Source organism: Staphylococcus rostri, from assembly GCF_002902145.1.
GTDB lineage: Bacteria > Bacillota > Bacilli > Staphylococcales > Staphylococcaceae > Staphylococcus > Staphylococcus rostri.
This window is the reverse complement of sequence record NZ_PPRF01000039.1, coordinates 1-24,015: the sequence shown is the minus strand read 5'-3', so window position 1 is coordinate 24,015 and position 24,015 is coordinate 1. Positions and strand designations below refer to the sequence as shown.

25 protein-coding genes and 1 pseudogene are annotated in these 24,015 nt (G+C 37.9%); all 26 read left to right on the top strand.

All coding sequences use genetic code 11. The features are described 5' to 3' along the window. Nucleotides 1-315 precede the first annotated feature (315 nt). Nucleotides 316-741, top strand: coding sequence for a transcriptional regulator (locus CD122_RS06730; protein WP_103358229.1), 426 nt, complete (start codon nt 316-318; stop codon nt 739-741). 214 nt (nt 742-955) lie between these two features. Further along, nucleotides 956-1,333, top strand: a complete 378-nt coding sequence (locus CD122_RS06725) for a hypothetical protein (protein ID WP_103358228.1) — start codon at nt 956-958, stop codon at nt 1,331-1,333. A gap of 4 nt (nt 1,334-1,337) precedes the next feature. Continuing rightward, nucleotides 1,338-1,703, top strand: a complete 366-nt coding sequence (locus CD122_RS12550) for an HNH endonuclease (RefSeq protein ID WP_103358227.1) — start codon at nt 1,338-1,340, stop codon at nt 1,701-1,703. 95 nt (nt 1,704-1,798) lie between these two features. Next, nucleotides 1,799-2,272 carry a phage terminase small subunit P27 family gene (locus CD122_RS06715; protein WP_103358226.1) on the top strand — a complete coding sequence of 158 codons (474 nt, stop codon included), beginning with the start codon at nt 1,799-1,801 and terminating at the stop codon, nt 2,270-2,272. After that, nucleotides 2,269-3,972: a terminase large subunit gene (locus CD122_RS06710; protein ID WP_103358225.1), complete on the top strand. Its 1,704-nt coding sequence runs from the start codon at nt 2,269-2,271 to the stop codon at nt 3,970-3,972. The genes CD122_RS06715 and CD122_RS06710 overlap by 4 nt, the downstream gene beginning before the upstream one ends. Before the next feature lie 11 nt (nt 3,973-3,983). Beyond that, nucleotides 3,984-4,181: a hypothetical protein gene (locus CD122_RS06705; RefSeq protein ID WP_103358224.1), complete on the top strand. Its 198-nt coding sequence runs from the start codon at nt 3,984-3,986 to the stop codon at nt 4,179-4,181. Nucleotides 4,182-4,188: 7 nt separating this feature from the next. Further along, nucleotides 4,189-5,454 carry a phage portal protein gene (locus CD122_RS06700; protein ID WP_169926481.1) on the top strand — a complete coding sequence of 422 codons (1,266 nt, stop codon included), beginning with the start codon at nt 4,189-4,191 and terminating at the stop codon, nt 5,452-5,454. Then, nucleotides 5,438-6,022, top strand: a complete 585-nt coding sequence (locus CD122_RS06695; protein ID WP_103358223.1) for an HK97 family phage prohead protease — start codon at nt 5,438-5,440, stop codon at nt 6,020-6,022. Before CD122_RS06700 ends, CD122_RS06695 begins: the two co-directional genes overlap by 17 nt. Nucleotides 6,023-6,106: 84 nt before the next feature. Further along, nucleotides 6,107-7,327 (top strand): phage major capsid protein, encoded by a 1,221-nt coding sequence (locus CD122_RS06690; protein WP_103358222.1) that lies wholly within the window; start codon nt 6,107-6,109, stop codon nt 7,325-7,327. Between the two features lie 15 nt (nt 7,328-7,342). Then, a complete protein-coding gene (locus CD122_RS11935) occupies nt 7,343-7,501 on the top strand; it encodes a hypothetical protein (RefSeq protein ID WP_169926480.1) in 159 nt (52 codons plus the stop codon). An 8-nt stretch (nt 7,502-7,509) separates the two neighbouring features. Then, nucleotides 7,510-7,809 (top strand): head-tail connector protein, encoded by a 300-nt coding sequence (locus tag CD122_RS06685; protein ID WP_103358221.1) that lies wholly within the window; start codon nt 7,510-7,512, stop codon nt 7,807-7,809. Continuing rightward, nucleotides 7,781-8,113 (top strand): phage head completion protein, encoded by a 333-nt coding sequence (locus tag CD122_RS06680; RefSeq protein ID WP_103358220.1) that lies wholly within the window; start codon nt 7,781-7,783, stop codon nt 8,111-8,113. Before CD122_RS06685 ends, CD122_RS06680 begins: the two co-directional genes overlap by 29 nt. Next, a complete protein-coding gene (locus CD122_RS06675; RefSeq protein ID WP_103358219.1) occupies nt 8,113-8,490 on the top strand; it encodes an HK97-gp10 family putative phage morphogenesis protein in 378 nt (125 codons plus the stop codon). The genes CD122_RS06680 and CD122_RS06675 overlap by 1 nt, the downstream gene beginning before the upstream one ends. Continuing rightward, complete coding sequence (locus CD122_RS06670) at nt 8,487-8,849, top strand: hypothetical protein (RefSeq protein ID WP_103358218.1); 363 nt, start codon at nt 8,487-8,489, stop codon at nt 8,847-8,849. The genes CD122_RS06675 and CD122_RS06670 overlap by 4 nt, the downstream gene beginning before the upstream one ends. A gap of 11 nt (nt 8,850-8,860) precedes the next feature. After that, nucleotides 8,861-9,485, top strand: a pseudogene (locus CD122_RS06665) (major tail protein); the annotation flags it as partial. Between the two features lie 185 nt (nt 9,486-9,670). Continuing rightward, on the top strand, nt 9,671-10,117 hold the full coding sequence (locus CD122_RS06660) for a hypothetical protein (protein WP_103358216.1): 447 nt from the start codon (nt 9,671-9,673) through the stop codon (nt 10,115-10,117). Nucleotides 10,118-10,158: 41 nt separating this feature from the next. Further along, a complete protein-coding gene (locus CD122_RS11930) occupies nt 10,159-10,299 on the top strand; it encodes a hypothetical protein (protein ID WP_169926478.1) in 141 nt (46 codons plus the stop codon). A 16-nt stretch (nt 10,300-10,315) separates the two neighbouring features. Further along, the gene (locus CD122_RS06655; protein ID WP_103358215.1) at nt 10,316-14,578 is read left to right on the top strand and encodes a phage tail tape measure protein; all 4,263 of its coding nucleotides are present in this window, start codon (nt 10,316-10,318) and stop codon (nt 14,576-14,578) included. Further along, a complete protein-coding gene (locus CD122_RS06650; RefSeq protein WP_103358214.1) occupies nt 14,578-16,086 on the top strand; it encodes a distal tail protein Dit in 1,509 nt (502 codons plus the stop codon). Before CD122_RS06655 ends, CD122_RS06650 begins: the two co-directional genes overlap by 1 nt. A gap of 15 nt (nt 16,087-16,101) precedes the next feature. Beyond that, nucleotides 16,102-20,265: a phage tail spike protein gene (locus tag CD122_RS06645; RefSeq protein ID WP_103358213.1), complete on the top strand. Its 4,164-nt coding sequence runs from the start codon at nt 16,102-16,104 to the stop codon at nt 20,263-20,265. Next, the gene (locus CD122_RS11925; protein WP_169926479.1) at nt 20,255-20,416 is read left to right on the top strand and encodes a hypothetical protein; all 162 of its coding nucleotides are present in this window, start codon (nt 20,255-20,257) and stop codon (nt 20,414-20,416) included. The genes CD122_RS06645 and CD122_RS11925 overlap by 11 nt, the downstream gene beginning before the upstream one ends. Before the next feature lie 38 nt (nt 20,417-20,454). Further along, complete coding sequence (locus tag CD122_RS06640; protein ID WP_103358212.1) at nt 20,455-20,745, top strand: hypothetical protein; 291 nt, start codon at nt 20,455-20,457, stop codon at nt 20,743-20,745. Next, on the top strand, nt 20,745-21,236 hold the full coding sequence (locus tag CD122_RS06635) for a phage holin family protein (RefSeq protein ID WP_103358211.1): 492 nt from the start codon (nt 20,745-20,747) through the stop codon (nt 21,234-21,236). Before CD122_RS06640 ends, CD122_RS06635 begins: the two co-directional genes overlap by 1 nt. A gap of 38 nt (nt 21,237-21,274) precedes the next feature. Further along, nucleotides 21,275-21,580, top strand: coding sequence for a phage holin (locus tag CD122_RS06630; RefSeq protein ID WP_103358210.1), 306 nt, complete (start codon nt 21,275-21,277; stop codon nt 21,578-21,580). Between the two features lie 17 nt (nt 21,581-21,597). Continuing rightward, nucleotides 21,598-22,986, top strand: coding sequence for an N-acetylmuramoyl-L-alanine amidase (locus tag CD122_RS06625; RefSeq protein ID WP_103358209.1), 1,389 nt, complete (start codon nt 21,598-21,600; stop codon nt 22,984-22,986). A 376-nt stretch (nt 22,987-23,362) separates the two neighbouring features. After that, entirely contained in the window at nt 23,363-23,827 is a 465-nt protein-coding gene (locus tag CD122_RS12640; protein WP_476755918.1) for a hypothetical protein, read from the top strand. The last annotated feature ends 188 nt before the right edge of the window (nt 23,828-24,015 follow it).

The following is a 24,015-nucleotide window of genomic DNA, read 5'->3' as shown; positions in this document are numbered from 1 at the left end:
AACTGCACTTGTAGCATATGAACTATACATTCATTTAACAGCGAATGATGAAGTGGATGAGCCATTCAGTTCGCTAGACCAGGTTGATTTGAATAACATTAGAGCGGAGGTGAGTGAGTAGTGTTTAAGGTAATAATTAGAGATAGCAAAAAAGAGGTTATAGTTATACCGCAGAGATACAAAGGATTCTTGCCAGACCCAACAGAGCGGAATAAGCTTGAGCATACTATAGAACATTTTTATAAAGATTACAATGTGATAGAGTTTCCGGTAAACACAGAATTATATCTTGAGAATTAAACACGGAGGCGTAAGATGACCGATATTAAAGCTGGGACTTTCAGATATATTGAAAGTGAAATATACAATTTAGAATCGACCAAACGTGAGATTAAGAGACTGAGATTGGAAATTCTCAACCCCACAAAGATGGAAGATGAAAACATTATATATGGGCCGCTTCAATCAGGAGAACCCACACGAACGACTGAGATTATGGCAACAAGGCTTATGACAAATAAGATGTTGCGTAATATGGAAGAAATGGTACATGCAATTGAGTATGCGTATAGCATGCTACCTGACGATTACAAGAAAGTGATACAGCTTAAGTACTGGTCGCCTAATCGTAAAATGAAGATGGAGCATATTGCGGATGAGTGTAACATGCACAGAAACACAGCAGGGAAGATACGCAAAAACTTTGTTAAAGCCGTTGCGTATGAAGCTGGAATAAAATAGCGTGTGCAAGCATTGTGCATAGAGCGTATTATTTCTTGATATTATGATAGTGTGCAAGAAAAGCACATATACCCTTTGTATCTTTGATTGCTTGTGGACTCATTTTGTAAACTCCTAATATGTTCGGTTGTGTCGATCTACATTCTTTTATTGTGAGAGCTAGGCTAAACGCCTGGCTCTTTTTATCTTGCAAACTAATAGGCAGGTGAGACTTATGGAATTTAATAAGTATCAATCTTTAAAACAATCTACAGATCAGCAGACACATGTACTAGGTCTTGTCAAAGCTGTAGGGGATACAGCTGAATATGTTAATGAGAAGTGGGAGGACATAGATTACTTAACTGTCATGTTAGGAAATGTGTTAGAGCAAGTAGCAGGGATAGCAACAGTTAACAACATAATGTTAGATACTGTGGCAGGTATCAATGTTAATAGCTATAACAATCAACTGAATAGATTGATAGACGTTGGCGATACTGTTACATACAACGAACAAACATTCGTAGTGCATGACGTTATCGGTAACCAAGTATTAATAGTTAATGATGACTCAGACTTAGTTGTCGACATTAATAGAGTGAGTGTGTGACTGTATGGTAGTAATGAGACGTTGCAATCATCCAACATGCAATACGTTAATAACATTTAACGATAGGTATTGTGATAAGCACAAGCCTTATGTAAATGATAAATATAACGATATTAGACAACGTAATGATCCAGAGTATTTAAGATTTTATAAATCTAAAGCATGGCAGAATATGCGTGAAATGGTACTAATGGAAAATGATTATATATGTAAACTGTGTGGACGACAGGCAGAAATGGTAGACCACATTATTCCGACAAAAATTGACTGGTCAAAAAGACTGGAAAAAGAAAACTTACAACCGTTGTGCAATAGTTGCCACAACAGAAAAACGAAAAGAGAGCAAAGAGAAGTCCCCCGCTATAAATGACGGCGTGGGTAGAGAAGGAGCCAAAGAACGGCGCTCACTCGTCTTCTCAAAAATCTCCCTTTATTTAAATTTTATTTGACTGGAGGTGCTAATTTATGGCTGGAAGACCTAAAAAACTATTAACAAATTCAAGTAAAAACTACACGAAAGAAGAAATACTTGAAAAAGAACGCCAAGAATCTCAGCTTAGTAAATTTTCTAAAATAGATACGCAACCACCTGATTTTTTAGATGATATTGCTAAAAAAGAATATCTGCGTGTCATTCCTCATATGCAAGACTTACCAATTTCCAATTTAGATAAAGCGCAATTAGCACAATATTGTAGCTTTTATAGTGATTTTGTTAAAGCAAGCCAAGTCTTGGATGAACAAGGGCTATTGGTTGTTGACGATAGAGGTAATATGAAGACAAATGCAGCGTTCAATGTTAAAGAAAAAGCAGCTATACGTATGCAACAATCAGCTAATACTTTAGGCTTAACGATTGATAGTCGATTAAGAATCGTAGTACCTGAACAAAAAGAAGATGACGACCCATTTGCTGAATTTGTGAGTGATTCAAAATGATTGATCACACAACTTTGTATGCAAAGAAAGTGGTAAGTGGAGAAGTTTTAGCAAGTCGAAAGAACATAGCAGTGGCTAAACGTCATTTAAACGACTTAAAGAACCCACCTGAAGACTGTTATTGGGATGTTGAACTCGCAAATAAGTCGATACGATTCATTGAAATGTTGCCAGACCCTAAAACAAATGAGCCTATGCCTCTTATGTCATTCCAAAAATTTATTGTTGGAAGTTTATATGGCTGGCGCAAAAAAGGTGGATACCGACGATTTACGAAAGCCTACATAAGCATGGCACGCAAGCAAGGGAAGTCGCTTATCGTATCGGGTATGTCGTTACATGAATTGCTCTTTGGCCAATATCCTAAATTCAACCGTCAAATCTACGTATCATCTTCAACTTATAAGCAAGCACAAACTATTTTTAAAATGGCAAGTCAGCAAATACAATTACTTCGTTCAAAAAGTAAATACATTCGAAAAACGACAGATGTTCGTAAAACTGACATCGCTCATATTGAGTCTGTAAGTGTGTTTGAGCCTTTGTCAAACAACCCAGACGCGGTTGATGGTAAAGACCCAACAGTTGCTATTTTAGATGAGCTGGCAAGTATGCCTGATGACGAGATGTACTCAAGATTTAAGACGGGTATGACACTTCAAAAGAACCCACTCACATTGCTAATATCAACCGCTGGCGATAATCTTAACAGTCAGATGTATCAAGAATACAAGTACATTACTAAAATTCTTACAGGCGATATTAAAGCTGATAATTACTTTGTGTATTGCGCTGAGATGGACTCGGAAGAAGAAGTGAGCGATGAATCTTTGTGGATTAAGGCAATGCCTTTGCTTGAGTCTGACGAGCACCGAGAGACAATCTTGGCTAATATCAAAACAGATATTCAAGATGAGCTGGCAAAAGGAACGTCATTCCATAAAATCTTAATTAAAAACTTTAATCTATGGCAGGCTAACAAAGAAGATAGCTTGATTAACATTGAAGAATGGGAAAGTAGTGAGGTAAATCGTTCTGATTTCGATTTGTATGGCCGAGATGTTTATGTAGGCGTCGACTTATCAAGACTAGACGACTTAACGTCGGTAGGTTTTATAATTCCAATGGATAATGGAAATATGGTTATCGATAGTCATTCATTTATAGGGTTGCGAACATCACTTGAACAGAAGTCTAAACGTGACAAAATCAATTATGAATTACTAGTTCAACAAGGAGAAGCGGAAGTAACAACCTCTGAAAGTGGCATGATTGATTATAAGCGCGTGATTGACTACATTCTTGATTATGTTAATCAATACAACCTAAATGTTAAAGCTGTTTGTTATGACCCCTGGAATGCGCAGTCATTTGTGACGACGATTGAAACGATGATGATTGACTGGCCATTGATTGAAGTCGGTCAAAGTTTTAAAAGTCTGTCACAAACGATTAAAGCGTTCAGAATGTGGGTTGCTGAAAAGACAATCAAACATTTTGGTAATGACTTATTAACGATTGCAGTCAATAATGCAGTGCTGATTTACGACGGGGAAGACAACGTCAAGATTAATAAAAAGATGAACCGGCAAAAAATAGACCCAATCATATCAGTGATTATGGCGTTTAGTGAGGCACGGATGCACGAGTTTGTTCAAGATTGGTCATCAATTTATGAGAGTGAAGAGTTTGGTTTTTAGGTGGTGTGAAGATGAATTTTAATAAACTATATCAAGCGTTACAGTTATTGGTTGCTAACCTAGTTAGTATCCTTTTTTTAGTTGGTCTGTTTATTATTAATTTTGCAATTTATAAAGGTTTCGATTTGATTGCAGGCTTAATCACAACAGGCATTACGTTAATAGTTATCGCTTTGATTATCGATTTTGAATCTAAAGAAAGGAGGTAACTATTAAATGGGTATCTTTTACAATTCAAATACTCGTGATTTACAGTATAACGAAGAAGACTTGCAAATGATGGTTCAAACTTTACCAGGTTTTCAAGGCACACCTTTACGTCATTATGATTCAGTTGAAGCCATTAAGCATAGCGACATTTTTACGGCAGTTATGATGATCGCGTCCGACTTAGCGCGTATGCCTATTCGTTTGACGGTTAATGGCCAGATTGATTTTAGTAATAAGCTAACCAATCTATTGAATATTAGACCGAACGCTTTTTATAACGGCTATATATTTAAGTTGGTTGTTTTTGCGAATGCGTTGTTGACTTCACATGGCTATATTGAGATTCTACGCGATAAAAAAGGAGAACCTTGCGACTTGATTTTTCGTAAGACTTCTGAGATTGAGTTGAAAATGCATAAAAATGGAACCTATTATTACAACTTCAAACAAGTGCCTGAAAATGGCAAGTCAATTGAACGTAATATTAAGTTTGAGGACTTGATTGATATTAAGTTTTATTCGATGGACGGTATCAATGGTTTATCGTTGCTTGATACGTTAAGTCGAACGATTGATTCAGATAATAATGGTAAAGATTTTCTAAACAACTTTTTGCGCAATGGTACACATGCAGGTGGTATTTTAAAAATGCGTGGCGTTCTCAATGACAAAAAGGCTCGTGATCGTGCAAGAACAGAGTTTCATAAGGCGTTCAGTGGCACTAAACAAGCAGGTAAAGTTGTGGTGCTCGATGAATCGATGGCTTTTGAGCAGTTGGAAGTTGATACTGAAGTTTTAAAGCTTATCAGAGAGAATAAGTCGTCTACACGTGAGATTGCAGGCGTGTTCGGCATACCGCTTCATAAATTCGGTATTGAAACAACTAACATGAGTATCACAGACGCTAACTTAGACTACTTATCAACGCTTAAACCATACATTACGTGTGTATGTGCAGAGTTGAATTTCAAATTTAATGATGAGCTATCGGATAACTTAAGAGAATTCAAATTCGATACAACAGAAATTCGTGTAGTTGATGAAAAGACACAAGCTGAAATCGATAAAATCAACATTGATAGCGGCAAAACGAACATTGATGAAGTCAGAAAACGTGATGGACTACCGCCTATTCCTAATGGGTATGGCAGTATTCATCGTGTTGACTTAAACCACGTTAACATAGCGCTTGTGGATGAGTATCAGATGAACAAATCACGTGCAACAGATAATAAATTGAAAGGTGGTGAGGAAGATGAGCAAGGAAATTAGAGTAGGTAATATTACAGAAGTACGCTCAAATGACGATAATGACATGATTATTGAAGGCTATGCTCTAAAATTCGACACCTGGTCTGAAAACTTAGGTGGTTTTAAAGAGACGATTTCTCGCAAGGCACTTGAGAATGCAGATTTGTCAGACGTTCGATGTTTAGTAGATCATGTGCCATCACAGATTATCGGTAGGACGACGTCGGGGACTTTAACACTAGAAACTGATGAAGTCGGCTTGAAATATCGTTGTAAGTTGCCTAATACGACGTTTGCTAAAGACTTGTATGAGAATATGCGAGTAGGCAACATTAATCAATGTTCGTTTGGCTTTATCCTAGACAAAAAAGGCGATGAAATGCGCTTTGATGAAAAGGAAGGCATTTATAAACGAACGTTAAATGCGATTAGACAGTTAACAGATGTGTCTGTTGTTACGTATCCAGCATACAAAGACACGGACGTGCAACCGGCGTTGCGAAGTATTAAAAACCTTGAAGACGAGAACCGCAAAAAAGTATTGCAACACAAACTGAAAAAACATGCGATAGCAAATAATATTTGGTGAAGTTGAACACCATAAAAAATACAACCGTATGACGTGCTGAATAGCGACGTCTTATTTTTATGCCTAAAAACAGGAGGGAATTTTATGTTTTTAAAAGAAAATTTGTTGGCTGAAATTGCTGATATTAAAAGAAGTATTGATTTAAAAATCAAGCATGCAACACGTGCACTAGATAATGATGAGTTGGAGAAAGCAGAGCAATTAGAGAAAGAGATTTCTGATTTACGTGCTCAAATCAAACAAAAAGAAGATGAACTTGCGAAGTTGAAAGATGGGGACACAGAAAGCGAAGACAAACCGGAAGCGGTAGCAGTGGAAGGCGAGCGTTCTATGAAAAACCGTCAAGCTAACGCACGTGATTTAGGTGTGTTTAATAACACAAAAGTGACGTCACAAGAAGTACGCGACTTTACAGCTTATTTAGAATCACGTGACGACATCCCCGGCGGGTCATTAAAAACAGATTCTGGTTTTGTTGTGATTCCGGAAGAAATTGTTACAGATATTCTTAAATTGAAAGAAGTAGAGTTTAACTTAGATAAATACGTAACAGTCAAAAAGGTTAAAAACGGTTCTGGTAAGTATCCAGTTGTGCGTCAATCTGAAGTAGCGGCGTTACCAGAAGTTGAAGAATTGGCAGAAAACCCTGAGTTAGCAGTTAAGCCATTCTTCCAACTAGCGTATGACATTAAGACGCGTCGTGGTTACTTCCGTATTTCACGCGAGGCAATTGAAGATAGTCAAATCAATGTGTTGCAAGAATTAAAATTGTGGTTAGCACGTACAATTGCTGCGACACGCAACAAAGCTATCATTGATGTGATTCAAAACGGTGGACCTGGCGAAAAAGGAGACCAAACAAAGCTTGAGACGATTGAAGCGGCAGGTATTGACGGTTTGAAAGACGCGGTCAACTTAAACATCAAACCTAACTACGAGCATAACGTTGCGATTGTGTCTCAAACTATGTTTGCGAAATTAGACAAACTAAAAGACAAAAACGGCAACTACTTAATTCAACCGGACATCAAAGAAAAATCACAACAACGTCTGTTAGGTGCACGTGTTGAAATCTTACCGGATGAAATGCTTGGTTCTAAAGGCAACGAAACGCTTATCTTTGGTAACTTGAAAGATGCGTTAGTGTTATTTGACCGTTCGCAATACCAAGCGAGCTGGACAGACTACATGCATTTTGGTGAATGCTTAATGGTTGCTGTACGTCAAGACGTACGTATTTTAGATTACAAAGCAGCAATTGTAATCAAGTACAAAGATGCGACAGAAGAAGTTCAATCTATCTAAGGAGGTAGTTGAATTATGGCGGAATACAAAGTATTAACGCGCTATAAAGATAAGTCAATCGGACGTATTTTAGAAGTCAATGAAGTCGTTCAAATGCCTGTAAAACGTGCTAAGGAAGTCAATGACAACCTAAAGCCTAAAAACGGCATTTTAGAACGCATTGACAGTAAGTAGGTGGTCACATGCCAGACTTAAAGCTATTAAAACAGCACTGTAGGATTGACCACAATTCTGAAGATGACTTGCTTTTAATGTATTACGAGTGGGCACGAGAAGATATCGGACGCGCCGTAACAACTGATTTTAAATGGCTAGAGCAACAACCCTTATTCAAAGCCGCAGTGTTTCCGCTGACGGCTTATTATTTTGAAAATAGACTTGCTTACACAGAACGTAATTTAAACTATGCACCACACATGATTTTAAGTGTCGTGCATAAATTGAGAGACGCTTATGAAGTTCAACTCGAACAGACTAAATGAACGTGTCACATTTTGTGAAGATGTAAGTAAGTCTATAAAAGGTTTGCCCCAAAAGCCGATTACACAAGAACTATACAGTTGTTATGCATGTATTCAAGACGCACGTGAATCAGACATGCAAACCAGTTTAACGACGGGTTCACAATTCATCAAAACGATTATCATACGTGATCCACGTGGCGATTATGTGCCAAGTAATAAACATTATGTGTTACATGATGGCGAACGCTACCAAGTGAAATACGTTAAGAAAGATTATGAAGATAAAGCTTTTTTACGTATTTATTGCGAGGTGGTTTTTTAATGCCTGCAAAAATTGAGAAAAACGATATTGAACAAGGTCTGTTACGCAAGCAACTGGAATTCAATGCTAATCAAAATAAAATTTTGAGAGCAGGTGCGCAATCATTAGTGCCTATACTGGCAAGTGCAACACCAGTCAGCGACCGTAAAAAGCATGCGAAAGACCATGTGGCAGTATCAAATGTAAAAACCGATAGAACGAGTAGTGAAAAGTATGTGGATGTGGGATATACGAAAGGTTACGCTCATCGTATTCATGCGACAGAGTTTGGCACGATGTATCAACGTCCGCAGCTTTGGATAACAAAAACAGAAAAAAGCAGTAGACAGTTAGTTTATAAAGCTATGTTGTCAGCGATGAAGCGGGTGGTTAAGTGAGTATTTCAGAATTGATTTATATGAAAATGGTTGAGGGACAGCCAGTGACTTCGGAAGACAATATTTTCCGATATAACGTTCCTGAAAACTTCCATACCAAAACTGATGACCCAATCGTTAGAATTACCCCTTTACCATATAGCCCGAATGAATACGCTGATGACAGTGAACTAACACGTGAATATGATATTCAAATTGATGTTTGGTGGTCACAAGACGAACCACATGAACAAGCTGAACTGATCGTTCAAAAATTAAAAGAAATCAACTTTAAATCTTATTACAGAGAACCTTTGTACGAAGTCGAGACGCAGACGTTTCGAGAAATTATTCGTGCAAGCGGTTCTCTTTTTATTTAGGAGGAAATTTAATGGAAAAATTGAAGTTAAACTTACAACACTTTGCCAGTGCGAGCACAGGTGTATCTAGTATCGCCATTGGAGTTACAAATTTTTATTGGGCGCCTATTGAGACGGACACAGATGAAACATGGAAAGTGAAACCAGGACATCGCACACGATTTCTGAAAGAGATTGAAGTAGACCGACCACAAGACACGGAAGAAGAACACGGGGACAACATGGTTGCCGCAACTGCTGTGTCTAACGGTAAGTTGTCGGTTAAAACGACGTTCGTATCTATTCCAGCAGAACAAAAAGCCTTTTTATCAGGTGCTAAAAAAGGTACAGGTGGTTTTAAATATGGTGCTAACGACATTCCACCAGATGTAGCTGTTGTATTTGAACGAACGAACCATGATGGCTCATCGGAATGGGTAGGATTATTTAAAGGTAAGTTCACTCGTCCAAATTTAAACGGACAGACGAAACAAGATAAAATCGAGTTCCAAAATGACGAAGTGGAAGGTTCATTCGTAGATCGTTTATACGATGAGTCTTCTCATGTAACAGGCTATGACAAAAAAGGTAGTAACGCAGGTCGTGACTATGTTTTCAATGAAACGTTTGGTAAAACTTACGATGAATTCATGACAGACGTAAACCAAGATTTAACGATTGAAGAGGTTGCAAAAGCAATGCCGGGAAAGACTAAAGCGAGCACTGTTGACAACGGTGTTCGTTCAGAATCAGATTCAGAAGAAAGTTTATAAGTTTTAAGTTAGAGGGGGCAACCCCTCTTTTATTTTGCGCAAAATAAAAAATGAAAGTAGGAATTTATTATGGCAAGACCATCAGTTGAACTAATCGTAGGCTACACAAAAGCTGGAAAACCTCAATATAAAAAGTTTTTAGCTAAACAAAAATTGACTCTATTTGACACAATTCAAGGTTCTAAATTGGCTATGAAACTTGAAAAAGTATTCGCAAGTTCAGACTTTGATGAATTAAGTGAAGATGAATTTGAACAATTATCGGAAACAGAAAAACAAGAATACAACGCCAAAATTCAAGAGCATCAAGCTAATTTAGCACAACAGTTTGACTTATTAGATGAAATCACTGAATACATTGCAGAAGCATTCGGTCATCAATTTACAGCTGTTGAATTCCAAAAAGGTATTGAAAACGGAGAAGAAGGCTTTGCGAAACTTTCTAATGTACTAGGGTCGTTAATTAGCGGAGACGTAGACGATACAAAAAAGTTCGTGAGCGAGCAGAAGAAATAAGCCCAGAAGATCTAACGGCAGAAGCACAGTACAAAAATTATATGAAGTTAGCGAAAAAGCTAATCGATGAAGGCATGGATCCCGACAAAGTCGCGAACATGCCTATTCATTTTTTCTTAAATATTGTGAATGCCGAAGTGACAACAAAACGCAGAGCGAAGAGCTTTGCAGATATTTTTTAAGAAAGGAGGTTAAGCTATGGCAAATCCTATCGGCAATATGGTCATACGTGTTGACTTGGACGGTTCGGGTTTTAATAAAGGTATCGCAGGTCTTAACAGACAGATGCGAATGGTATCGCGTGAAATGTCAGCGAGTTTATCAAAATTTGGACGTTATGACCAGTCTTTAGAAAAATCAAAAGTTAAAGTTGAGGGTTTGACGAAAAGACAACAAGTTCAAGCCCAAAAAGTGAAAGAATTAAAGCAACAATATGACCAATTGTCAAAAGAGACAGGCGAGAACAGTGCTAAGACACAAGCTGCCGCTGCTAAATATAATGAGGCCTATGCGACTTTAAATAAGTATGAGCGTGAACTTGAAGAAGCAACGGAAGAAATGAAAAAGACGGAGCAACAACAACGCGTTCTATCAACTTCTGTTGGTAAAGTAGGTCAAAAATTCAGTGAATGGGGGCCAAAACTTCAAGAAATCGGTCAAAAAATGCAATCTGTCGGACGTAGTATGTCAACTTACATTACAGCACCAGTCGTTGCCGGTTTTGGTGCTGCAGTTAAGAAAAGTATCGACTTTGACGACAGTATGCGTAAGGTTAAGGCTACATCTGGTGCAACAGGTCAAGAGTTCCAACAACTACGTGACAAAGCGCTTGAAATGGGTGCGAAAACTAAATTTAGTGCGTCTCAATCTGCAGAAGCTTTAAATTATATGGCACTCGCCGGTTGGGACTCTAAAGAAATGATGTCTGGTATTGACGGTGTTATGCAACTTGCCGCTGCTTCTGGTGAAGATTTAGGGCAAGTGAGTGATATTGTTACAGACAGTTTGACAGCCTTTGGTTTATCGGCGAAAGATAGTAGCCATTTCGCTGACGTTCTAGCACAAACAAGTTCAAAAGCGAATACGGATGTACGTGGTATGGGAGATGCGTTTAAATATGCAGCGCCTGTAGCAGGTGCATTAGGATATACGGTTGAAGACACGTCAATAGCGATAGGTTTGATGAGTAATGCAGGTATCAAGGGCGAAAAAGCAGGTACAGCATTACGTACGATGTTTACAAACCTTTCAAGCCCAACGAAAGCAATGAAAGACCGCATGGATGAATTAGGAATCTCAATTACTGATAGTAACGGCAAAATGTTACCTATGCGTGATGTAATGGATCAATTGAGAGGTTCGTTCAAAAACCTATCTAAAGATCAACAAGCAAGTGCGGCTGCGACAATCTTCGGCAAAGAGGCGATGAGTGGTGCTTTGGCTATTATCAATGCGTCTGATGAAGATTATAAAAAGTTGACAAAGTCCATTGATAATTCAACTGGCGCGTCTAAGCGTATGTCTGATGAAATGGAAGGCGGTATCGGTGGTTCAATTCGTCAAATGAAATCGGCAATTGAATCATTAGCAATCAGCATTGGCGATATTATGGCGCCTTACATTAAAAAGCTTGCTGAATGGGTAGCGAATGCAGCAAAACAATTAAATGAAATGCCAAAAGGCACACAAAAAGTTGTTGTAGGTTTAGGTGTGGTTGCTGCTGCAATTGGACCAGTACTCGTAGTTTTAGGCACTATGGTTAAAACGATAGGCGGCTCAGTTAAAGTGTTAGGCTCTATGTTTAAAGGGCTAGCAAAAATGACGCTATTGACACGTGGTGCTAACGGTCAAATCAAACTGTTTACGGTGTCTCAAAAAGTTTGGAATGGTGTCGTGAAAACGGGTAAAACTATTGCAGACTTATATAGAACGGCAGTTACTAAACTGGCCACTTCCCAATCAATCTCCACTTTGAAAACGAAGCTTGCTGCAACCGCTACTAAAGTTTGGACAGCTACAACAAAAGCTGCAGCGCTTGCGTCTAAAGGGCTAGGTTTAGCACTTAGGTTTATGACAGGTCCAGTTGGCATTGTAATTACTGCAGTTGGTTTATTAGTCGCTGGTGTTATCCATTTATGGAAGACAAATGAAGGATTTCGTAATGGCGTTATCAGAATTTGGGAAAGTATTAAAAATGGTATTTCGACAGTAGTTGAATTTATCCGCAACTTTGCAGTGAATTCCTGGAATAATTTAAAAACGGCAGGCATAGTCATTTTTACGTTACTCAAAACCGGATTAACAGGAATTTTTAATGCATTAAAGACTTATTTTATAACCATTCTAACTGTATACAAGACCGTTTTTGCAGTAACTTTTAATGCGATAAAGGCTATAGTGACGTCAATCATAGGCTTTATAGTCAATTTTATAAAAAATGCTTGGAATGGCGTGAAAAATGCAACGGTGTTCATTTTCAATTCATTGAAGTTTTTCCTTACACAAGTTTGGAATGCTATTAAGTCTTCAATAATCACAATCGTCAGCATTTTATATAATTCGGTCAAAAATATTTGGTCGTCTTTAAGCAGATTTACGAAAAATATTTTCTCAAATTTACGTAGTTTTTTAGTAAATTTATGGTCGAGATTGAAAGATGCCGTCATTTATTCAGCAAGACTTTTGTGGGACGGCGTTCGTAAAACTTGGAATTTTTTACTATCAGGAACGCGCTCAATTTTTAACAGAGTGAAGTCAAATATAGTAAATATTTGGAACAGTATTAAACGTTCTGTAACAGGTATAGCTAGTAGTTTGTGGAATGCGGTACGTAATACATTCAACAATATGTCTAATGGGCTAAAAAGTATTATCAATCGAATTAAAGATCACATCAATGGAATGGTCAATTCTGTTAAAAGTGGATTAAATAAATTGATTGATGGCGTGAACTGGGTTGCAGGTAAAATTGGAATGACTAAGATTCCAAGATTGCACACAGGTACTACGCATACGACAACGCACAATCTTGTAACGAATGGCAAGATCAATCGTGACACTTTTGCGACTGTGGGCGATAAAGGTCGAGGTAATGGTCCAGGTGGCTTCAGACACGAGATGATACGCTATCCAAACGGTAAAATGGCGCTTACACCAAATCGTGATACGACTGCCTTTTTACCGAAAGGTTCATCCGTGTACAACGGGGCTCAAACACATGCAATGTTAAGTCAAGCAGGCCGATTACCTAGATTTGCTAGTGGTACAATGTTAGATTTGCTATCTGACAAAAAACGACCTAAAGTACATCGACATGGTGACAATGTGCATGGTGACGTCATAGCACCAAAAGCAGGTGGCGGATCTAAGCAAGCTTTATTAGGTCAAGCCGCACAAGTAGGTAAAGTCTATGTCAATAGGGCGTTAAGTGCAATTGCAAAAGGTACAGACTGGTTATCGAACTCAATCGGAGAAGTTTTGGACTGGATAGACAAACCGGGAGAGTTGTTAAACAAAATATTAGACGCTTTTGGTGTTAATTTTGACTTTTTAAAAGGTGCCGAAATTCCGTACAACATGATGACTGCAATATTTAAAAAGTTAAAAACTGCAACTGTTAAACTTTTGACAAAATGGCTCGAAGATTCAGGTGGTGGCGAAGGTGGATGGGTAGACATCACAAAAGGTGTTAACTTCCCATTCAGCCCATACGGTCGCGCACCTGGTTATCCTTTCCCATACCCCCACAAGGGGGTAGATTTAAACTATGTGTACGATAGACTGTATTCGACGCATGCAGGTACGGCAACAGGTTCTATGGGATACAACGGTGGTTTTGGTAACCACATGAGAATCAGATCAGGTATTTATGAAATTATTTATGGTCATATGAGTAAGTTGAATTGGACAGGTTCTAAAAAAGTACGTCCAGGTAGTTTCTTAGGTATCTCAGGAAATACAGGGATGTCGTCGGGTCCCCATTTGCATTACGAAATGAGAAAAAATGGTAGGGCTATTGACCCTATGCCGTTTCTGAGAAGTAAGGTAAAACACAGGGCACCGGAGTATGCGACAGGCGGACTCGTTTATGACGGGTTATACCGCTTGGGAGAACAAGGCTATCCTGAATGGGTTATCCCAACGGACCCTGCACGTGCAAGTGACGCAGCTAAGCTAATCGCATTGGCAAGCAAAGACATCAGTAAGAATAAACGTCCTAAAAACTTGAGCACAAGTGGTATTAACGGTGCTGACAGTAACAGTAGTCTTGAAAGCAAGTTAGATGTCATGATTGGCTTGTTAATTAAGCTGGTAGGCTCAAATGAAGACATTGCTAGCAAAGATTACAAACCTATTATTGATAGCTTTGGCTTAGCCGATTTTATCAATTCAACAATGGATACACGAGAGCGTCAAGAAGCGCGTAAGAATAGATTTAAACCAGGAGGTGCTTTAATCTAATGAACGATACTATAATTGTTAATGGCAAAACACTTTCGTGGTTATTTGTTCAAAGAGGGTTTAAAATACCCTCTTTTAATTTTGAGATTCAAACCGAAAAAGTGGAGGGGCGAGTAGGTTCAGTTTTTAAAAGACGTCATTTGGCCGAACATCATTTTGAAATACCATTGGTTATTCATAATGACAAATTAAGTGGTATGAAAAGCCATGATGAGATTCTTCATGAGTTGACGAAGTTTTTTGATTATGATGAAGCGGTTAAATTACAGTTTAAATCAAAAAAATGGTATTGGAATGCACACTTTGAAGGTCCTTTTGAAGTGCATAATAAATCGGAAAACAACATCAATGTCGTTAACGTTAAAGTTATTCTAACGGATCCCTACAAATATGCCGTCAATGGTAATCAAAATACGGCAATTAGTGATTCTGTATCGGTCGTCAATCTTGGCACTGCACCAACGCCAATTACGGTTGAAGTACGTGCGTTAAAAGATAGTACCAACTTTATGATTGCAAAAGGCGACAAAGATTATTTTATGATTGGTAAGTCAGAAGACGCTAATAAAGTGAATAAAGATATAGCACCATTCATGTTTAATGATGAGTTTAACAATGGAACTTTGAGAAATTGGGCTTACATGCCAGATGACACAAGTTTTGGTCGCTTTTTAGACGGCGGCGACGCGATGGGCGGACGCTTTGTTTTTGGCGATGAGAGTATGTTTCCTAATATTTGGGGGGCTGGTACTAAAACGGGTTGGCACGGACCAGGAATTTATAAAACGTTAAACAAATCTGTACAAGATTTTAGAATACGTTTCAAACTGTCTGTTCATCAAGGAAAAGGCATTGGTACTGGTAAGTCTGTTGCATATCTAGTCGATGAAAACAATAGACTTCAATTTAGCGTTGTTTATGTCAACACTAGCGCTACTATCAATAATACTCAAATTGTTGTGTACGCCTATGACGAGCATGGAAGTGTGCGCAAGATTTATACACGTGACGTCCCACAATTTTATCGTAAGCTTAAAAACATACACGTTTATATGTTTTTGGAGCGTAAAGGTCAAAATTTAAAAGTGACGTCTTATTTTTATGACGTCCTTGCCGACAATCGTAGAGGGTATAATATCCCAGTTGGTAAAGACGAACGTATAATTGTTGATCGTGGTAATTTATATCAACGTAAAGTGCGTATTTGTCGTATATATCGCGGGAAGTCAACTAAATATGAAAAGTACTTATGGCATAGTATTCTAGGTTTTTATATTCAAGAATTACTACCGAATCAATCAGACATTACCCCAATAGAAATTAGACGTGGCGACATCATTGTTATAGACACTTTGAGAAAGACCGTGTCAATTAACGATGAAGACGCGTTACATCTTAAAGATTTTGGTTCTAATTATTTCGAAATCGACAAAGGTGTGTCTGAATTGGTTGTTTATCCACCTAACACTTTTGATACGACAGTTAAATGGCAAGACCGATACTTATAGAAAGGAGGTAATAGATTGATACACATTTTAAATTACAGCGGTCAAATTATAGGCTTTTTTAGTCGAGACGATAATGCGATTTTAAAAGCAATGTATAGTCGTACTGCAGATACTGAAACCTTAAATTTAGTAGTACTAAGTTCAAAAGGTGCTAAATTCAAAGAGCGTAATCGAATTTTGATTCAAGACCAAAACGGTTTATATCGTGAGTTTATCGTGGATCATGCCGAAGATACTGGACAGTACATGGAAGTGGAATGCACAGCGTCTTATTTAGTCGACATTAGTACGTCTAAACCTATACCTGCAGGTCAATACGAGAAGATGACAGTCAATCAGAAGCTGTCTGAAACCTTACGAGATAGTGGTTGGACTGTTGGCGATTGTGACTTTTCAGGCATTAAAACAAACTCATGGACGTCTGTTAGAACACCGCTTGAAATGATTAGTCAGCTTGAAACGGCGCACGAAGTTGTTGCTGATTATGAGATTGTCGTCGATGGTTATGAAGTGACACAGCGTCTTGTCAATATGCGTAAGCCGACGCCTTTATTCAAAGGCAAGGAAATCGTTTATGGTAAAGACTTGATGAGTATGAAACGTAAAGTTGACTTTTCAGAGGTCAAAACGGCGCTATATGCATTTGGCCCTGAACAAGAAGATGGTAACCGTATTGAATTGATTGTGGTGGACGATGGCGCTCAAGAGCAACTGGGCTTGCCACAACGGTACATTTGGGGTGTTTATGAGCCTGAAACACAAGACGATAACATGACTAAGCAACGACTTGAAACGCTGGCTAGAACAGAACTGAATAAACATAAGTCGGCTGCGATTTCGTATGAAGTAAGTGTTGTTAATATTGAGCAAGAGTACCCGCATGAAGTGATTCGTTTTGGCGATTTAGTCAGAATTAAAAACACTGATTTTACACCTGCGCTATATGCTGAAAGTGAAGTGATTGGCTTTGACCATGATTTAATTAGTGGTGATTGTACGTATCAATTTGGAAAGATTGTCGAGTTTAAAGAGAGTGACTTACTTAAATACTTTAAAAGTCAGTTAGGTTATATTCAACAAAAGATGAATGACAAATTCACAAATGTAAATACAATTGTTCGCGAAAGTTTAGATAATGAGTTGCAGTATTTTGAACGTAAGATTTTTAAAAGTGATGCGCCACCAACTAATCCCGTAAATGATATTTTGTGGCTTGATACGAGTAACCCTAAAGTTGCCGTGTTACGTAGATACTTTAATGGAGAATGGCATAATGCGACTGCTGAAAAAGCGGGCGATGTAGGAGCTATAACACGTGAGCAGGCAATGTTTAGTGAGTTAACTAATGCGTTTATTAACTTAAATATTCAGCATAGTAAGTTGCTGAAAGAGGTAACACAAGTCGTCAATTCTGAATACTTTGTGAGTAAGACTTTAAAAGCTGATGTACAAGCTAAATTGAATGAAACGATTGGCGTGTTTAATAAGATTAAATCTAACTTAGACAGTATGACATCTGAAACAGCGACGATTGGTAAGCTAGTCGATACGCAGGCTTTCTTTTTAGATTATAGAGAGAAGTTACAAGCGTTATACACATCTGTTGAAACGGCTAAACGTACGATTGACGCCCGCTTTAAATTGTTGCAATCGCAATACACAGATCAAAAATTTAATGACGCGATGAATAAAGTAGCTTCGGTTATTCCAGGCGGACGTTGGGACGCTAGTAGTCAAACTTTGACGTCTGATATTCCGGATGAAAGTCGTGTTAGCGAAATTACAAGTATGCTCATGAATTCAGCTATCGAAAGCATTGCGCAGTCGATGGCTGAAACAAACCAAAGAATATACGACAACACTCAAAGTTTGAATGAAAGGTTAGATTCTAAAGCGCAAGAATTGCTTTCAAATGTTGAGACAAGTGCTCAAAACTTAAGACAGTATGTAGATACGCAAAAGATTAGTTTAAAAGATGAAGTGGATAATCAATTTAAATTGACTACGAGCGAGTTTTCTAATGCAATTAATGCGACAAAAGAGTCAATTGAGAATGACGTTACGAAACCTTTGTCTATTCGTTTAAACACTGCTGAGAGTGGGCTACAACAACTACAAGATAGTCTGTTATTAACCGCTACGAAAACAGAAGTTAATCGTATGTTGACGGACCAGTTGACGCCGTTAAAAACAGAAGTCAACAAGCAACAAGCACAGTTAAAAGTGATGACAGATTCTATTAATTCAAAAGTGAATAAATCAGATTACACAACTGACAAAAATGGTATTGTGGAACGACTAAACAATGCTGATTCAGAACGTCAACAATTGTCGGATGAAATCAATGATCGTGTAACGCTTGAAGAGTATAAAAACACGCAACTTGGTACGCGTAACTTATTAGTAGGTTCTGACGATTTGAGTGGTTTTAGAGGTGTCGTTACTAAAATTGAAAAAGATAGTCATACATTTGGTTTATTAAAAAAGCCTGACTTCGGTCAAGTTTGGATGAGTCAGAATGTCAAAGTAGAGCCTAACACAGATTACACATTGTCGTTTTATGCATTTAAAAATGGGACGGATAAAGCTGGAGTTTATACAGCGGTTCGATTATTAAAAGATGATGGCACAGACTTTTCGCCTTTCAAGACCTTATTTGATGGACGCACTGCACCACAAAATGTTACTGAAAACGTAGAACGTTATTCAAAAACGTTTAGAATTGAAGATTATAAGTGGATACGTGTGTACTTTACTAGTATTAATGATAAAAATTCAACACTACCCTATATTTCAAGACCGCAACTCGAAAAGAGCAAATGGATGTCTGATTATAAAAAAGCGGAAGAAGATGTCGAGACATCGTTAACTAGGCTAGAAACTCAAACACAACAAAACGGCAGAGAAATTAGTTCGAGAGTTAAAGCAGAAGAGTTTAATGCGACGCGTAAAATACTTTCCCGTATTTTATCGGAGTTAAAAGTCAATACTACAGGACTCAGTTATATATATGATGAGAATGGTAATATCCAATCTTTTAATGTTGGTTCAGACGGTGTAGGCATTGATAGTTCGAAAATCAAAATTAATAATGGTGATGTATTGATAGAAAACGGACGTACAACAATTAAAAATTTATCATCTGAAAAAATCAAAGTGGCGTTCAATGGAATCACAAATTCGGTCAACATTACGCCGGCAGGATTAGAAACATCATCTAGTGGTGTGCGTACAAGTTTATTGGACGGTACAGGACATCACTTTTTTGACGGCACTAACTACGTAGGTAACTTTGGTGCTACTTTTATGAAACCTGGTAACCAAAAAGGTATCAGTTTGAACTTGGCTGATTATGGACAGTTTATGGCTTTTAGTTATCGTACTAATAAACTAAAAGAAACTGACCCGAACAATGTCGCGATGATGTGGAGTAAAGGTTTTGACGGCCATCCTAAAGGCTTTTTGTACAATGAAGATATTGTTATAAATAATAATCATGTTCTAGAAGCGGCTTATATACGACCATTTAACGCGCCGATTGAACATAGATTGTTTTTGTCAGCAAGGCAAACGAATACCAATGAATATGGCGTATCTGTTCAATACAACAACAAGGACAGTTCTGCTATTGTCGTTACGAAAAATGCTGTCCGTATTTTAGGTTATGATGATAAAACGCAATCGCTGACAGGTCTTAATGTTTACCGCAACTACATTACGTCTGAGACAATCTACAATCGAACGTACTCTAATGCGTCTAATATGTTTATTACAACTTATGGCACAATTGGGCGTTCAACGTCAGCTAGTAAGTACAAACTGTCTCAGGAACGTCAATTTAAAGACGCCGAGCAACAGTACGAGCACTCAAAACAGATTTTAGACTTAGACATCAAGACATGGTTCGACAAATTTGAAGCTGAGACCTACGCGAAAGAGATTTACACTGGGGAAAGACAAGAGGAAGAAGATTTCAAACTGAGACGTTATGCAGGCTTGATTGCCGAAGATGTTGAAGCGGTTGGGTTAAACGAGTTTGTGACGCGTGGCAAAGACGACGAGATAGAAGGTATTGAATATGACCGTTTATGGATCCATTTAATACCAATCGCGAAAAAACAAATGTTAGAAATTGAAAAATTGAAAGAAGAAATGGAAGTGTTGAAAAATGGAAAATGAACAACAAGGCATTACGCTTGATAACAATCACATTATTACAGTGTTGCAAAGCGAAGTTAACAGACTGATGCAAGAGAATGTGCATTTGAAAGCTTACATTCAACAATTAACAACATCTGATACTAATGAGCCTGCTCAAATTAATGAGTAAGGCTTATTTTTATAACTAAATTTAGGAGGTATTTTATTATGGAAAAAGTTACAGAATTTTATTTAGTAGAGGTTAATGCAAATGGAGAAGAAAGCCCACTAACACAGAACTTTGCGAATGGTTTTACACGAACTTCAACGGTGTCAAGCGCATTCAAATTCGAGGCTGAAGATGAGGCAAAACAAGCGTGTAGCTTACAGAACATGCTTGCTAAAATCTTCAAAAACGGCACAAAAACTTATTATGTAAAACAAGAAATTGAACGTAATAAGTTTGATGAAAAAGGCGAGCCATATGTTGAACATGTCGTCGAGGGGGACACTGAATAATGCTAGGGGCTGTAACTGTAAGTTTTACAGAATCAGAAGCGTTTAAAACGTTCATTTACGCTGGCGAAATCAAGTTGTTGTACTTTTTGATGATTCTGATGGGGCTAGATATTGTGACAGGTTTAGCAAAAGCTATTAAAAACAATAAGTTGTGGAGTCGTAAGTCCTTATTCGGCTACGCTCGCAAGTTATTGATTTTCTGTATCATCGTTTTAGCAAACATTATTGACCAAATCCTAGGCACACATGGAGGCATTCTGTTTGTCACGATTTTCTTCTATATAGCAAACGAAGGGTTGTCAATTATCGAAAATTGCGCAGAAATGGGCGTGATTGTTCCGCCTGAGATTGCTGATAAGTTAGCGGTTATTAAGAATGAAAAGGGTACGTCTATTACAACCGAGATTAAAGAAGAAATGTCGTCTAAACACTCACGCGATTTAGGCGGCGGTGCTGCGGAAGTGAATATCAAAATTGAACCAAAGGACTGACTAAGTCGGTCCTTTTTTAATTATAGGAGATGATTTTAATGAACAAATCTATGATTTTAAGAACGGCTTTTTTAATTTTAGCGTTAGTCAATCAGTGGCTGGCTAATCACAATATGTCGCCGCTTCCAACTTCAGAAGATGATATCAACACACTTATTTTAACGGGTGCAGCTTTATGGACTTGGTATAAAGACAATCCGGTTACTAAAGAAGGTGTTTGGGCTAATCAAAAATTGAAAAAGTATAAAGCTGAAAAGCAATATTCAAAAGCAACCGGTCAAGCGCCTATTAAACACAAGGTTGACGCTTCAAGTCCTTATGACATGACTGACCAAAATATTTAAAAAAAGGGGGTAAGTATATGAGAACAAAAGATGAAGCTATTAAATGGATTAATAATTCTGTTGGCAAACAGTATGATTTTGATAAATATGCTGGTTATCAATGCTATGATCATGTCAATGCATACTTTTATTACATGACTGGCTTAGTTTTACATGGGCTTTATGCTAAAAATATTGCGATTGATAATGCCAAAACTTTAGCAAATGTAGCGACTGTTTATAACAACACGCCTGAATTCTTGCCACAAGCAGGCGATATTGTGGTATTTAATGGAAGTTATGGTAACGGTTGTGGTCATGTGGCTTTAGTATCACAAGCAACGCTTGATAGTTTCGAAGTTGTCGAACAAAACTGGCTTGGCGGTGGTTTTGTTAATGGCGCGCCTGGTTGGGAAGCAGCAACACGTCGCTGGCATTATTATGATAATCCGATGACTTTCATTCGATTGCATTATGCTGAAAAGAAGTCTATTAAAAATCTTTTACCCGCTTCTACACCTAAAGTGGTTAAACGTAAGATTGTGCTTGTAGCAGGTCACGGGTATAACGACCCAGGTGCAGTTGGGAATGGTACAAATGAACGCGATTTCATTCGTAAATATATTGTACCAAATGTCGCTAAATATTTACGTGCAGCAGGACATGACGTTTATTTATATGGCGGTTCTACCATGAATCAAGATATGTATCAAGATACAGCATATGGACAAAGCGTAGGCAATCGTCGCGATTATGGTATGTATTGGGTTAAAAATGTTCAGAAACCAGACGCTATTATTGAGTTTCATTTAGACGCAGCAGGACCTTCAGCAAACGGTGGGCATGTTATTATATCTGGGCAATTCAAAGCTGATTCAATAGATAACACAATTCAATCTGTTATTAAGTCGAATGTGGGGCAAATTAGGGGCGTGACAGCACGTAATGACCTTTTGAATGTAAATGTGTCCGCTGAAATTAACGTCAATTACAGGCTTGCTGAATTAGGTTTTATCACTAATAAAAATGACATGGACTACATTAAAGCGAATTATGATAGGTATGCTAAAGACATCGCAGGGGCGATTAATGGCAAGCCAATTGGCGGGGCGCCTGCAGGTCAAAAACAAGCTCAGCAAACAACGTGGGCTTGGGGTGGTATATTTTACCCTAATACCGCGATCAAAGTCAGACGTTCGCCAGGTTTAGATGGAGAAGTCGTTGACAAAGATTCATGGCTTTACAACAAGAACGATTGGGTTAAGTTTGACCAAATCATTAAAAAAGACGGCTACTGGTGGATTAGATTCAAGTACCAGGCGCCAGGTGCGAGCAAAAAGTATTTTTATTGTGCAGTCTGCAAAATCACGGATAAAGCTGAAAGAATTAAAAATGAGAAATATTGGGGCTCAATTGAGTGGGCGTAAATTTTAGGGTGGCTGTAATGGTCGCCCTGTTTTTTTATGCAAAAAATTAGAGAAAATAGTAGACGAACGTATACTAAAGTGTTATAATATATTTAGGAGGTGAAGGGAAATGAGGATAAAAATAAAAGCACCCAAAAGCGTAAAATTCTCGATTAGAATAGACCTGGCAGTAATTCAAATCGAATTCGCTTTTGAGTACTAGACACAAGAGGGGCTCAGCCCCTCTGCCCTATAAATATAGCATATTCCTCATTTCAAATATATGAAAATCACTGTAAAAGTACGAAAATCAACAAAAAAAGAGTTAGTACAAGGGCTGATTAAATGGCTGGCGATAGCTTTAATAGTAATTGTGGTAAGAAAGTTGGTGTTTTAGATGAACGCCATAAATCAGGTTAGAATTACGATACAAAGTTTATTAGACTCTGATATCTCAGCTTATCAAATTGAAAAATCTACAGATGTCAGTAGAGCTAAGATAGGAAGGTTGAGAAATGAAAAAAATAAGGTTGATGACTTGTCACTAGCTACAATCGAAAAGTTATACAATTACCAAAAGGAGCTGGAAAAAATGGAGGACTTAACCGTAGATTTTGAAAAATTTATGGGAGAAAAATTTGGTGTTTTAGAAAGCGATGAGTATTCTAAAACTTATGACTTGGGCAATATGTACAATTGCCGAGTTGTTGCATATCAGGGGTCTCTCGATGTAAACATATTTTACAAAAAAATCGGCAAATTAGCCGAAGAATTTAGATACACTCCGAACGAGAGTATCGATAAAATTCGCTTCATCAAAGATATGGTGATTGCGAAAAGTGAGACAGTATGGAAGACTTAGAATAAAACACAACCCCACCTGGAGAATAGGTGGGGTTTAATATATAAGTTTGGGTCCCTAAAAAGTCCCTAAAAATTAGTGAGATATGGTATGTAATTATGAGTGGAATAAAGAAGAACCCCGTGGTTGTGGGGTTCTTGTATTTAAAATATGCTTAATTTTGTGTTAAGAACCCCCTCGGAAGGAAT

Bases quoted from the DNA above. Each gene is read 5' to 3' on its own strand.
- CD122_RS06730 (WP_103358229.1), top strand. From the start codon at position 316: ATGACCGATATTAAAGCTGGGACTTTCAGATATATTGAAAGTGAAATA.
- CD122_RS06725 (WP_103358228.1), top strand. From the start codon at position 956: ATGGAATTTAATAAGTATCAATCTTTAAAACAATCTACAGATCAGCAG.
- CD122_RS12550 (WP_103358227.1), top strand. From the start codon at position 1,338: ATGGTAGTAATGAGACGTTGCAATCATCCAACATGCAATACGTTAATA.
- CD122_RS06715 (WP_103358226.1), top strand. From the start codon at position 1,799: ATGGCTGGAAGACCTAAAAAACTATTAACAAATTCAAGTAAAAACTAC.
- CD122_RS06710 (WP_103358225.1), top strand. From the start codon at position 2,269: ATGATTGATCACACAACTTTGTATGCAAAGAAAGTGGTAAGTGGAGAA.
- CD122_RS06705 (WP_103358224.1), top strand. From the start codon at position 3,984: ATGAATTTTAATAAACTATATCAAGCGTTACAGTTATTGGTTGCTAAC.
- CD122_RS06700 (WP_169926481.1), top strand. From the start codon at position 4,189: ATGGGTATCTTTTACAATTCAAATACTCGTGATTTACAGTATAACGAA.
- CD122_RS06695 (WP_103358223.1), top strand. From the start codon at position 5,438: ATGAGCAAGGAAATTAGAGTAGGTAATATTACAGAAGTACGCTCAAAT.
- CD122_RS06690 (WP_103358222.1), top strand. From the start codon at position 6,107: ATGTTTTTAAAAGAAAATTTGTTGGCTGAAATTGCTGATATTAAAAGA.
- CD122_RS11935 (WP_169926480.1), top strand. From the start codon at position 7,343: ATGGCGGAATACAAAGTATTAACGCGCTATAAAGATAAGTCAATCGGA.
- CD122_RS06685 (WP_103358221.1), top strand. From the start codon at position 7,510: ATGCCAGACTTAAAGCTATTAAAACAGCACTGTAGGATTGACCACAAT.
- CD122_RS06680 (WP_103358220.1), top strand. From the start codon at position 7,781: ATGAAGTTCAACTCGAACAGACTAAATGAACGTGTCACATTTTGTGAA.
- CD122_RS06675 (WP_103358219.1), top strand. From the start codon at position 8,113: ATGCCTGCAAAAATTGAGAAAAACGATATTGAACAAGGTCTGTTACGC.
- CD122_RS06660 (WP_103358216.1), top strand. From the start codon at position 9,671: ATGGCAAGACCATCAGTTGAACTAATCGTAGGCTACACAAAAGCTGGA.
- CD122_RS11930 (WP_169926478.1), top strand. From the start codon at position 10,159: ATGAAGTTAGCGAAAAAGCTAATCGATGAAGGCATGGATCCCGACAAA.
- CD122_RS06655 (WP_103358215.1), top strand. From the start codon at position 10,316: ATGGCAAATCCTATCGGCAATATGGTCATACGTGTTGACTTGGACGGT.
- CD122_RS06650 (WP_103358214.1), top strand. From the start codon at position 14,578: ATGAACGATACTATAATTGTTAATGGCAAAACACTTTCGTGGTTATTT.
- CD122_RS11925 (WP_169926479.1), top strand. From the start codon at position 20,255: ATGGAAAATGAACAACAAGGCATTACGCTTGATAACAATCACATTATT.
- CD122_RS06640 (WP_103358212.1), top strand. From the start codon at position 20,455: ATGGAAAAAGTTACAGAATTTTATTTAGTAGAGGTTAATGCAAATGGA.
- CD122_RS06635 (WP_103358211.1), top strand. From the start codon at position 20,745: ATGCTAGGGGCTGTAACTGTAAGTTTTACAGAATCAGAAGCGTTTAAA.
- CD122_RS06630 (WP_103358210.1), top strand. From the start codon at position 21,275: ATGAACAAATCTATGATTTTAAGAACGGCTTTTTTAATTTTAGCGTTA.
- CD122_RS06625 (WP_103358209.1), top strand. From the start codon at position 21,598: ATGAGAACAAAAGATGAAGCTATTAAATGGATTAATAATTCTGTTGGC.
- CD122_RS12640 (WP_476755918.1), top strand. From the start codon at position 23,363: ATGAACGCCATAAATCAGGTTAGAATTACGATACAAAGTTTATTAGAC.